General features: G+C 51.9%; 9 protein-coding genes. 4 read left to right on the top strand and 5 right to left on the bottom strand.

Annotated features, from left to right (window positions below; translation table 11 throughout):
- Positions 1 to 681 precede the first annotated feature (681 nt).
- Positions 682 to 1,203 (bottom strand): GNAT family N-acetyltransferase, encoded by a 522-nt coding sequence (locus BIY29_RS13335; RefSeq protein ID WP_121575596.1) that lies wholly within the window; start codon positions 1,201 to 1,203, stop codon positions 682 to 684.
- Between the two features lie 71 nt (positions 1,204 to 1,274).
- Here BIY29_RS13335 and BIY29_RS13330 point away from each other — a divergent pair, with 71 nt between their 5' ends.
- Positions 1,275 to 1,829 carry a helix-turn-helix domain-containing protein gene (locus tag BIY29_RS13330; RefSeq protein WP_121575595.1) on the top strand — a complete coding sequence of 185 codons (555 nt, stop codon included), beginning with the start codon at positions 1,275 to 1,277 and terminating at the stop codon, positions 1,827 to 1,829.
- Between the two features lie 89 nt (positions 1,830 to 1,918).
- Here BIY29_RS13330 and BIY29_RS13325 read toward each other — a convergent pair whose 3' ends face one another.
- Positions 1,919 to 2,236, bottom strand: a complete 318-nt coding sequence (locus BIY29_RS13325) for a hypothetical protein (RefSeq protein ID WP_121575594.1) — start codon at positions 2,234 to 2,236, stop codon at positions 1,919 to 1,921.
- Between the two features lie 278 nt (positions 2,237 to 2,514).
- On the opposite strand from BIY29_RS13325, the gene nifJ reads away from it, so the two are divergent.
- The 3 genes from nifJ (at position 2,515) to BIY29_RS13310 (ending at position 8,227) form a co-directional block, all read left to right on the top strand.
- A complete protein-coding gene (nifJ, locus tag BIY29_RS13320) occupies positions 2,515 to 6,054 on the top strand; it encodes a pyruvate:ferredoxin (flavodoxin) oxidoreductase (RefSeq protein WP_121575593.1) in 3,540 nt (1,179 codons plus the stop codon).
- 80 nt (positions 6,055 to 6,134) lie between these two features.
- Positions 6,135 to 6,932, top strand: coding sequence for a deaminated glutathione amidase (locus BIY29_RS13315; RefSeq protein ID WP_121575592.1), 798 nt, complete (start codon positions 6,135 to 6,137; stop codon positions 6,930 to 6,932).
- 170 nt (positions 6,933 to 7,102) lie between these two features.
- Positions 7,103 to 8,227: a L,D-transpeptidase family protein gene (locus BIY29_RS13310; protein WP_121575591.1), complete on the top strand. Its 1,125-nt coding sequence runs from the start codon at positions 7,103 to 7,105 to the stop codon at positions 8,225 to 8,227.
- 50 nt (positions 8,228 to 8,277) lie between these two features.
- On the opposite strand, the gene BIY29_RS13305 is transcribed toward BIY29_RS13310, so the two are convergent.
- From BIY29_RS13305 to BIY29_RS13295, 3 genes are all read right to left on the bottom strand, one after another.
- Complete coding sequence (locus tag BIY29_RS13305) at positions 8,278 to 9,288, bottom strand: AI-2E family transporter (RefSeq protein WP_121575590.1); 1,011 nt, start codon at positions 9,286 to 9,288, stop codon at positions 8,278 to 8,280.
- Between the two features lie 159 nt (positions 9,289 to 9,447).
- Positions 9,448 to 10,383 carry a DUF4880 domain-containing protein gene (locus BIY29_RS13300; RefSeq protein ID WP_121575589.1) on the bottom strand — a complete coding sequence of 312 codons (936 nt, stop codon included), beginning with the start codon at positions 10,381 to 10,383 and terminating at the stop codon, positions 9,448 to 9,450.
- A complete protein-coding gene (locus tag BIY29_RS13295) occupies positions 10,380 to 10,904 on the bottom strand; it encodes a sigma-70 family RNA polymerase sigma factor (RefSeq protein WP_121575588.1) in 525 nt (174 codons plus the stop codon). The genes BIY29_RS13300 and BIY29_RS13295 overlap by 4 nt, the downstream gene beginning before the upstream one ends.
- Positions 10,905 to 11,007 lie beyond the last annotated feature (103 nt).

The raw sequence follows: 11,007 nt of genomic DNA, 5'->3' as shown, positions 1-11,007 counted from the left end.
CCCATATATACATCAAAATAAATCTATAGAATCGATTACGAAGATCATTATTTTCTGTGCAAAGAATTATTTCTCTAACAACAATATCCCATAACTTCACATTTAATCGTGTTTGAAACGAGATACCATGAAAACAGCCAGCAATAGGCGCAACCCGCTGATGGCAAGGCTTACAGCGCAGTTACTATGGCATACGTTCAGGTATTGCTTACCCTACAGACAAAAAATATCACCGGAGTTGGGCAGGTGAAATTGACCAGATAGCAACACCACAAATAAGACAAACGTATTACATATACCCGGTAGTAATTAAAAAAAATGCCATACATTAAATGAACGTAAAATCAGCAGATCGATAACTGATAAAGATATTTATGACATTATGATTAAAAATATAATAATTAAAAAAATGGTAAGGCTGTTGATTAATAGCCTCGAATAAAAGGCTAATCCGTGCTTTCACAGAGCGTAATTATCCGCTATTTCTTCCAGTCTACGGCGAATAACTCTGTTCAAACGCCAAACCGGCAGCATTTTGATACTGACAGGAACGACGTTGGTCGTGTCGACAAAGTAATGCCATTTTTGAAAAGCGGGTGTCGGCATGAACCCCGCCGGGCCACCGGACATTTGCCCTTTTTAAGCGCTAAGGTAAGTATGGCATTAACACGCTGGTGCGAACTACTCTTCCGTCGGGTGACGCGGTGTATCGAGAATCAATTGATAAAAAACCAAATCCAGCCAGCGCCCAAATTTAAATGCCGCCTGGGATATCGTACCCGCATGACAAAACCCCAGCTTTTCATGTAGGACGATGCTAACACTGTTTTCAGCGTCAATACCGGCAACCAGAGTATGCATCCCCTGCGCTTTTGCCTCCACAATCAATTGCTGAAGCAAAAGCTTACCCAGCCCTTTTCCCCGGTGATCCTTATGAATATAGAGGGAATGTTCAACGGAATATTTATAAGCCGGCCGGTCGCGGAACGTGCCATAGGTGGCAAATCCCAATAACTCTCCTTGTTCGTTTTCATAGCCAACGATGGGGAAGTTGTGGGTTGTTTTGCTGACAAACCAGGCCGTCATACTCTCCAGTGGCCTGGGCTTATAGTCATATAACGCCGTGGAATTTAGAATGGCATCATTAAATATATCCAGAATCTGCTGTGCATGGCGTGCTTCAGTACAGTCAACCCGTTTCATTTTCGTTACCTTTTTAGTAAAATTCACTATAGTGGAATTTATTCTACTAAAGTAATAAAAAGGAAATTCCCATGTCAATAGACGATGTCATTGCGGTGCAGATTTATCAATTACGCAAATCCAAAAACATGAGTATTGAACTATTGGCGCAGCACTCAGGCGTCAGTAAGGCAATGATTTCCAAAATTGAGCGAAAAGAGAGCAGCCCCAGCGCCACAATCCTCGGGCGATTGGCCGCTGGATTGGGCGTACCTATTACCCAGCTTTTAAGCCATGACCATCAGCCGCGGCAGCGACTGCGTAGAAAAGCGGATCAGGATACATGGCGCGATCCGGCACTGCACTATTTGCGTCGACAGGTTTCAGAACGTGAGTCGACCACCGGGCTGGAGATGATTGAAATTACGCTCCCCGCGTTCGCCAGAGTCAGCTACCCGAGCTGGAGCAGCCATCCCTATCAGCAGCGTCTGTGGATGATTGAAGGGGCATTGATCGTCGAGTATCACGATGAACGCTTTGAGCTAGAGTCAGGTGACTGTCTGCATTTTGACGTAGGGCATCCCGTCACTTTTTATAACCCTCACCCGAATGAATGCCGTTATCTATTGGTGATAACCAATGAATAGCGGCAGATAAAGCGCGTAATACCATTCTTGGGGAGAACATTTTGCATAACCCGGCGCTTATAGCAGATCTCTCTGGGTAGACGCCATCATCAAGCCCCCGCCGCCCTGCCGCCTGAGCGAGCAAGCTCAGGAAACTGTTCACGCAGCGTATCGGCCACGGCCTGTCGGTCGTAACCCAGTTGGTGCAGGATGGTGGCGATTTGCCGGGCGGAAATGGCCTCCTGATACACCGTGCGCAACACATCGGCAATCAACCCCGGCGTAATCACCGAAATAGCCGAGATTTCAATGGCGCTTCCCCCGAGAGCCTGAAGGACATGGTCGGCAGCCTGTTCCGGGGTCATGCCTTGTGCCTGCAACGAGGCAAGTACGGAAACCAGTTTATCTTTTAATTCATTCGCCACCATTCAGCTCCTTCATGTCATCAGCGCCTCTCATAAGGTGTGATTATAGGTACGCAAAGGCGCCACGACCCGCTTCTGTGTATATAATAGTGCTAAACGGACGAAAACACATATTGATACAACTCCACGCGAATCGATCCATCATCTTCGTACCTGAAATGCGATAATCCCCCGGATAAGAATCGTATTTCCATTTATGCCCAATCGATTTCAACATGCGGGAAGCCAACCCGTCTGTAACCTGAAAGATGAAGGGCTTTGTGAGCAAAAAAGGCTAAGTCATGATCACCACCGACGGTAACAATGCAGTCGCTTCTGTGGCCTGGCGGACAAACGAAGTCATCGCCATCTATCCTATTACCCCCAGTTCTACTATGGCCGAGCAGGCAGCGGCCTGGTCGAGCGACGAAAAAAAGAATATATGGGGAGACACGCCCCGCGTTGTCGAAATGCAGTCGGAAGGGGGCGCGATTGCCACCGTGCATGGCGCGCTGCAAACCGGTACATTAGCCACCACGTTTACCTCATCGCAGGGTTTACTGCTGATGATCCCCACGCTGTATAAGCTGGCCGGTGAACTGACGCCGTTTGTGCTGCACGTGGCAGCCCGCACGGTGGCAACCCATGCGCTGTCCATTTTCTGCGATCACTCTGACGTTATGGCGGTACGCCAGACCGGCTGCGCCATGCTCTGCGCCAGCAACGTACAGGAAGCGCAGGATTTCGCGCTGATCTCGCAGATAGCCAGCCTGAACAGCCGGCTGCCGTTTATCCACTTCTTCGATGGTTTTCGCACCTCGCATGAAATCAACAAGATAGAACGGCTGAGTGATGACGACTTGCGTCAGTTGCTGCCCCAGCAGGCCATTGATGCTCACCGTGAGCGAGCGCTTACTCCTGAACGACCGGTGATCCGCGGCACTGCCTCCAACCCCGACACTTTCTTCCAGGCGCGTGAAGCGACCAACCCCTGGTATAACGCTGCCTGTCGGCACGTTGAACAGGCTATGGATGACTTTGCCGAAATCACTGGCCGCCGTTACCGGCCATTTGAGTATTACGGCCATCCCGAGGCCACCCAGGTTATCGTCCTGATGGGTTCCGGTGTCGGCACCTGTGAAGAAGTGATCGATACGCTGCTGACACACGGTGAAAAAGTAGGGGTGGTCAAGGTCCGCCTGTATCGTCCGTTCTCCGCCAGTCATCTGCTATCGGAGATGCCACAAACGGCGAAAAGCATTGCCGTACTGGATCGCACCAAAGAGCCGGGCGCGGTCGCAGAGCCGCTGTATCTGGATGTGATGACCTCCCTGGCTGAGGCGTTTTCCACGGGTGAACGCTCACAGATGCCACGAGTGATCGGCGGGCGGTACGGTTTGTCATCTAAAGAATTCACCCCGCAGTGTGTGCAGGCTATTTTTAATGAGTTGGCGCTCGCCAACCCGCGACCGCGCTTCACAGTGGGTATCTACGATGACGTGACTAACCTGTCACTGCCGCTACCTACCCAGCATTTTCCCGCTCATGCTTCTCTGGAGGCGCTATTCTATGGGCTGGGCAGTGACGGTACGGTATCCGCTACCAAAAACTCGATTAAAATCGTCGGCGACACCACCCCGATGTTCGTGCAGGGTTATTTTGTCTATGACTCCAAAAAGGCCGGCAGCCTGACCGTATCTCATATGCGCGTCGGCCCGTATCCCATCAATTCCGCTTATCTTATCGATCAGGCGGATTTTCTTGCCTGTCACCAGTGGCAGTTCATCGACAAGTACAGCATGGTGGAGCGGCTGAAACCCGGCGGCGTGTTCCTGATTAACGCCCCTTACACCAGTGATGATGTATGGCACCGTCTGCCGCAGGAAGTTCAGGCTGGCTTGAACCAGCGCCAGGCGCAGGTGTACTGCATTAACGCGGCCAAAATTGCCCGAGAATGTCAGTTGGGCGCCCGTATTAATACCGTGATGCAGATGGCCTTCTTCCACCTGTCGCAGATCCTGCCGGGTGAAATGGCGGTTGAAAAACTACGTACGGCAATCGCCAAAAGCTATGGCAACAAAGGCCAGGAGCTAATTGAACGCAACTGGCAGGCGTTGAGCGCCACGCTGGAAGCACTGGCCGCCGTGCCGCTGGAGGTTGTTAATCCGCAAAGCCCCCAGCGCCCGCCGATAGTTTCCGATGCCGCCCCCGACTTTGTGAAAACCGTGACGGCCACCATGCTGGCCGGATTGGGCGATACGCTGCCGGTTTCCGCCCTGCCGCCCGACGGCACCTGGCCGACCGGCACCACCCGCTGGGAAAAGCGTAATATCGCGGAAGCCATCCCGCTGTGGCAGCCACAATTGTGTACCCAGTGTAATCACTGCGTCGCAGCCTGCCCGCACTCAGCCATCCGCGCCAAAGTGGTGCCGGGCGAATCAATGGCAAGCGCGCCGTCGTCACTGCAATCGCTGGATGTCAAAGCCCGCGATATGCGCGGTCAGAAATACGTTTTGCAGGTCGCGCCGGAAGACTGCACCGGCTGTAACCTGTGCGTGGAAGTCTGTCCGGCGAAAGACCGCCAGAATCCAGAAATCAAAGCCATCAACATGGCATCGCGTCTGGATAATCTGAACGTCGAAAAAGAGAACTTTGAATTCTTCCTGCAACTGCCGGAAATCGACCGATCCACGCTGGAACGTATCGATATCCGCACCTCGCAGTTGATTTCACCGTTGTTTGAATATTCCGGCGCCTGTTCCGGTTGCGGCGAAACACCGTATATCAAACTGCTGACGCAGCTTTACGGCGATCGCCTGCTGGTGGCCAATGCCACCGGCTGTTCATCCATTTATGGCGGCAACCTGCCCACCACGCCGTGGACTACCGACGCCAACGGACGCGGGCCGGCCTGGGCCAACTCCCTGTTCGAGGATAACGCCGAGTTTGGACTGGGTTTCCGCCTGAGCGTCGACCAACATCGTCAGCGCGTCCTGCGTTTACTGCATGAGCTTGCGCCGCAGTTACCGGTAGATTTAGTAGCGGCGTTGCAGGAAGAGGCGATTGCCCCGGAACTGCGCCGTCAACAGATTGAACAACTACGAATGCTGCTGGCCGATCTCAACAGTGATAAGGCCAGAGCGCTGGCCGCCGCCGCCGATCATCTGGTGGATAAGTCTATCTGGCTGATTGGCGGAGATGGCTGGGCTTACGACATTGGCTACGGCGGTCTGGATCACGTGATGAGCCTGAGCGAAAACGTCAATGTGCTGGTGCTGGATACCCAGTGCTACTCCAATACCGGCGGGCAGCAGTCGAAAGCCACCCCACTGGGCGCGGTGACCAAATTCGGCGAAAAAGGCAAGCGCAAGGCGCGTAAGGATCTGGGTATCAACGTGATGATGTACGGCCACGTTTATGTGGCGCAGATATCGCTGGGCGCGCAATTGAATCAGACAGTGAAAGCCATTCAGGAAGCGGAAGCCTGGCCGGGCCCGTCGCTGATTATTGCTTACAGCCCTTGTGAAGAACACGGATACGATCTGGCATTCAGCCACGATCAGATGCGCCAGTTGACCGCCACCGGCTTCTGGCCGCTCTACCGTTTCGATCCGCGTCGCACTGAAGAAGGCAAGGCAGCGCTGGTGACGGACTCCCGCCCGCCATCAAGCAGCCTGAGCGAAACCCTGTTGAAAGAACAGCGCTTCCGCCGCCTGAACAGCCAGATGCCGGAAGAAACAGCGCTGCTTTACCAAGAGGCGGAACAGGATCTGCGCCGCCGTTATGATTTTCTGACCATGATGGCAGGTAAAGCGGAGAAAAATCCCCAACCCGATCGTTAATAAGGAGAAGCTGACAACCTGGAAGTCACCTTATATTTTGGGTATATAAACCAACTAATTTGAGTTAAAGGAGAAAAGGGATGAAAGTCGCACTGGGGCAATTCGCGGTCGATCGCGCATGGCAAAACAACGTTGCCACCCTATCAGAACTCATGTTGGCCGCACAGCAAAACAGCGCCGACTTGCTGGTGCTGCCCGAAGGCGTGCTGGCACGCGACATCACCAATCCCAAACTGGTGTTAACCGCCGCCCAACCGCTGGACGGCCCCTTCGTCACTCAGGTGCTTGCCGCCAGCAAAGGCAGCGAAATGACCACCATAATGAGCCTTCATGTGCCAAATAGTGCAGAAAAAGTGTGGAATGTGCTTATTGCTATTCGCAACGGCGTCATCATCGCCCAATACCGAAAGCTGCACCTGTACGATGCTTTCTCAATGCGCGAATCGGAAAACGTTGTCGCCGGAGATGAAGTGCCTCCGCTGGTTTCCGTTGCGGGTATGAAAATCGGTCTTATGACCTGTTATGACGTTCGTTTCCCCGAATTGGCACGACGCCTGGCGCTGGATGGCGCGGAGGTTCTGGTTCTTCCCGCAGCCTGGATCAAAGGGCCGCTAAAAGAGTCTCATTGGGAGCTGTTGGTTCGGGCGCGGGCACTGGAAAATACGGCTTATGTGGTGGCTGTCGGAGAGTGCGGCGTGAGAAATATCGGTAACAGCATGGTCGTTGATCCATTAGGCGTTGTCGTTGTTCAGGCACCGGAAGTGCCAGCCTTGCTCTACGCTGACATCCTACCGGAACGCCTCAGCTATGCTCGTCAGGCGCTGCCGGTGTTGGCTAATCGCCGCTTTAAGAAACCACTGCTTGACGGGGAATACTGAGTACCGGCAGCAAGGGCGTTCAACGTCGAGCAAAAAGTGTGATTAGTTACACATGTTATTTCCCTCAGAGGTCGTTCTGCACATATAATGCGCATCCGGTTATATTGACCAGACACAAACCAGATCCATTACCGCTGGTATGGTATTTATCTCTCAACAAAGACATCAAAATGAGTATTCGCACGATCCTTACCTTAGTTATGGCAGCCGCGGCATTCAGCCAGGCCGCCTTTGCCGTTGTCTATCCTCTGCCTGCGGCCAATAGCCGACTGGTGGGAGAAAATCTGGAAGTGACTATCCCGGCAGACAGCACGTTGCCGTTGGAGCATTTTGCCGCTCAGTATCAAATGGGGTTAAGCAACCTGATGGAAGCAAACCCAGGAATTGATGCTTACCTGCCACTACCTGGCAGCACCATGATCATTCCTCATCAGTTGATTCTGCCGGATGCGCCGCGTGAAGGTATTGTGATCAACAGTGCGGAAATGCGCCTGTATTACTATCCGAAAGGGAGCAAAACTGTGGTGGTGTTGCCGATCGGCATCGGTGAGTTAGGTAAAGATACGCCGATTAACTGGACCACCTCGGTGCAGCGTAAAAAAGCTGGCCCGACCTGGACGCCGACCGCCGCCATGCATGAAGAATATGCCGCACGCGGTGAAACTTTACAGAAAGTTTTCCCGCCCGGCCCGGATAATCCGATGGGACTTTACGCCTTGTATATTGGTCGGCTGTATGCCATTCACGGCACTAACGCCAATTTTGGTATCGGCCTGCGAGTCAGTCACGGTTGCGTTCGTTTACGGGCCGATGACATAAAATACCTGTTCGATCACGTCCCGGTCGGCACTCGCGTACAGTTTATCAACGAACCGATTAAAGCAACGGTAGAACCGGATGGTTCCCGTTATGTGGAAGTCCATCACCCGCTATCGCGTACCATAGAGGAGTTTAACTCCGATACGCCAGCACCACTGACCATCACGGCCAGTGTGGGCAAAGTGGTGGCTGATGCCAGCGTCAACCAGAGTGATATTGACAAGGCGCTTCAGGTACGCTCCGGTATGCCGGTCAAGATCAACGGCCTGATTGAAGAAGCCATGCCAGCGGTTCCGCCGATTGAATCTGTTGCTGCGCCCATTGAACCAGAAGCTGCCGAGCCGGAAACACTGCCGGAAGATAATTCAGCGCAGGATTCAGTGCAAGACGAATTAAATCAAAACGCTCCCATTCAAGACAATACGGCGCCACAAACGGGTGCTATAGAACCAGAATCCAGCACCGATCGCTCTTAATATCTCACGATTACGGGAAACCAAATGGAAACTGGTTTCCTATAATTTTCTCAAATAAGCGATGCTTCTTTAAGTTCACTCTTCAGATATGCGTAATAAATCGGTGCGGCGATCACGCCGGATAAGCCAAATGCCGCTTCAAATACCAACATGGCCAGCAGGATTTCCCAGGCGTGCGCTTTAATTCTTGTACCGACAATCTGCGCATTCAGAAAATATTCGAGCTTATGAATCAGCATCAGATAAATCAGTGCAATCAGCGCAATCGGCAAGGAAATGGATAATGCGGAAATAAAGACGATGGTGTTAGAAATCAAATTACCGATGACCGGTAATAAGCCGAAAACGAACGTCAACACAACCAGGGTTTTAGAGAAAGGCAAGTGAATGCCGAAACAAGGAAAAGCGCCGAGAATGAAAATAGCAGACAATACGGTATTGACGGCGGAAATTTTTACCTGAGCAAAAACAATATTGCGGAATGAAGCCGACAGCAGTGACACCCGACGCAGTAATTCCGCTTTCAGCATCGGTTTTTCTTCATCAGCTTCCACGTTATATAAAGAAATAATGGCGCCCAGCACCATACCGATAAGCATGGTGACAAAACCGTGCAGAAAACTTTTACCCATGTTTTGCAGGATAGCGATATGTTGCTGTACCCATTGCAAAAACTCATGCTGCAACTCTTCTACACTAACAGGCAGGTATCCCGGTAAATACAGCATCATCTGCCGCTGGATATCATTGAGGATATAGGCAATGCGTGTGTTAAACGCCGTGGTGTCTTTCATTTCCTGCATTAATAACCCCACCAGGCTACCGAAAAGCAGGCTCAACAAGCTGACGACCAGCGTACTGATGATCGCCACCACTATCCAGCGCGCACGTTTACCACTAATCACTTTTTGAAAATAGGGCGTCAGCAGGTTAACGATTTCATAAACAAGAAAACCGGCAATAAAGCAGGCTAACAGGCGCAAAGGCAGCAACAGTAACAAACCACCCATAATAAAGAAAAAGCTCAAAAACCGAGCTTGTTTCAGATTCAGTAACTGCATAATGACGTCCTGTGTACGTAAAACCCAATGCTGAACCCGGCATCTTTCAAGTTGCAGGCACGTCGGCTTCCCGCATGTTGAAATCTATTGGGTTTAGAGGCTAAATCGGCTGTTTAAACCGTTATTCTTCGCGTTTTACGGCAGAAACACCAGCGGGTTTTAGCGTTGGCGGATATCAATCCACCAGGAAAAGCGTTTCGTCACTTTAACCGGCAACGTTCGGACCAACGCATCAAGCAAGCGATCTGTTTCACGCAGCGGAAATACCCCGGAAATGCGCAATGGCGCAGCCAGCTTATCAACGTGGAAATAGCCATTATGATAACGGGAAACTTCGCTAACCAACTGGTCAAGACGCATGTTATCCGCCACCAGCACACCGGTGCGCCAGCTTTGGCGGAAGCTCTCAACGGGCATGGGAAGGCTGCACTCATCCTGGGTAAAGACAACCTGCTGCCCGGTAACAACCTGCTGTGCCCGGATGGCGGTATGCAGCATGACGTCGCCGCTGAATACCGACAGGAAACTCTGCGCAGCGGTGTAGCGTAAAGCAATCTGACAGGGTAATGGGGCATCAATCTTCCCATGTGGAGTTATCAGGCCAGCCGGCTGGGCAGTGCGGTTTTCCAGCATCAGCTCCCCTTTGACCAACTGAAACGTCAGCGCTCGGGAACCGCTGGATCGTTGATTCAACGCGGAATCAGTATTCAGCCAGACGGTGATGCCATCGGCAATCTTCAATTCACGGGTTCCGCCCGTGCCCGTCCGATAGTCGGCGGCATAGCTTTCCCACGGTAATCCGAAGCCTATTGCCCCGCTCAGGCTGGCAATGACCAGCAATTTGAGCATCCGTCGCCGTTCTTGCCCGCTGTTGCTCAGTACCGAAGAGGCCAGTTGGCGGTCTACCGCATGGAAACGCGCGTGGATCTGTTCGACCTGTTGCCACGCCAGACGGTGTTCGTCGTCACAAAGCAGCCACTGTTGCCATTGCTGCCGATCGTGTTCAGTACAATCTTCATCGTACAGGGTGGCATACCACTGTGCGGCGGCATAAAGCACCTCTTTTGAGATAGCGGATTTAACAGTGGAGATCATAGATCCTGACAGAGCAGACAACTCAGCATTGCCCGCGCCATATATTTTTTTACCATCCGTTCAGAGACCGCTAATCGTTCGGCAATCTGTTGGTAGGTTAATCCGTCAAGATGTACCCATAGAAACGCCTGACGCACATTGGCGGGCAGCGTTGCCAACATGCCATCAATCTCGATTAATGCATCAATAATGAGGGTTTGCTGTTCGGGAGAAGGCGCAACCGAATCGTCTTGCCTGGCCAGCACTTGCAGATAGGCGTTTTCAATATCTTTACGCCGCCAGTGATTGACCACCAGCCCATGCGCCACAGTGGTTAGCCAGGCTCGGGGTTCACGGATTTGCATAGCCTGATGCTGGCTGATAAGCCGTAAAAAGGTATCTTGCGCCAAATCGGCCGCTTGTTGCGAACATCCTAAACGCCGACGCAACCATGCCTGTAACCAGGAGTGGTGATCGTGATAAATCTGCTGAACGACTAAAGACTCAGTCTGATTTGAATAAACGAGCGCGGAACTATTCACAGGCGTAGCTCAATTCATAGCAATGAAATGATTTTCATTATCACTATCAATAAAGTCAATGAATATTCGCGGTGTTGACTATCCGCTATGTCGTTTGCTGCTA

Origin of the sequence: Brenneria alni (assembly GCF_003666245.1) — a bacterium.
Classification (GTDB): domain Bacteria; phylum Pseudomonadota; class Gammaproteobacteria; order Enterobacterales; family Enterobacteriaceae; genus Brenneria; species Brenneria alni.
Note: the sequence above shows the minus strand (reverse complement) of the source record. Positions and strands in the feature narration are given on the sequence as shown.

Bases quoted from the DNA above. Each gene is read 5' to 3' on its own strand.
- BIY29_RS13310 (WP_121575591.1), top strand. From the start codon at position 7,103: ATGAGTATTCGCACGATCCTTACCTTAGTTATGGCAGCCGCGGCATTC.
- BIY29_RS13305 (WP_121575590.1), bottom strand. From the start codon at position 9,288: ATGCAGTTACTGAATCTGAAACAAGCTCGGTTTTTGAGCTTTTTCTTT.
- BIY29_RS13330 (WP_121575595.1), top strand. From the start codon at position 1,275: ATGTCAATAGACGATGTCATTGCGGTGCAGATTTATCAATTACGCAAA.
- nifJ (WP_121575593.1), top strand. From the start codon at position 2,515: ATGATCACCACCGACGGTAACAATGCAGTCGCTTCTGTGGCCTGGCGG.
- BIY29_RS13325 (WP_121575594.1), bottom strand. From the start codon at position 2,236: ATGGTGGCGAATGAATTAAAAGATAAACTGGTTTCCGTACTTGCCTCG.
- BIY29_RS13315 (WP_121575592.1), top strand. From the start codon at position 6,135: ATGAAAGTCGCACTGGGGCAATTCGCGGTCGATCGCGCATGGCAAAAC.
- BIY29_RS13335 (WP_121575596.1), bottom strand. From the start codon at position 1,203: ATGAAACGGGTTGACTGTACTGAAGCACGCCATGCACAGCAGATTCTG.
- BIY29_RS13300 (WP_121575589.1), bottom strand. From the start codon at position 10,383: ATGATCTCCACTGTTAAATCCGCTATCTCAAAAGAGGTGCTTTATGCC.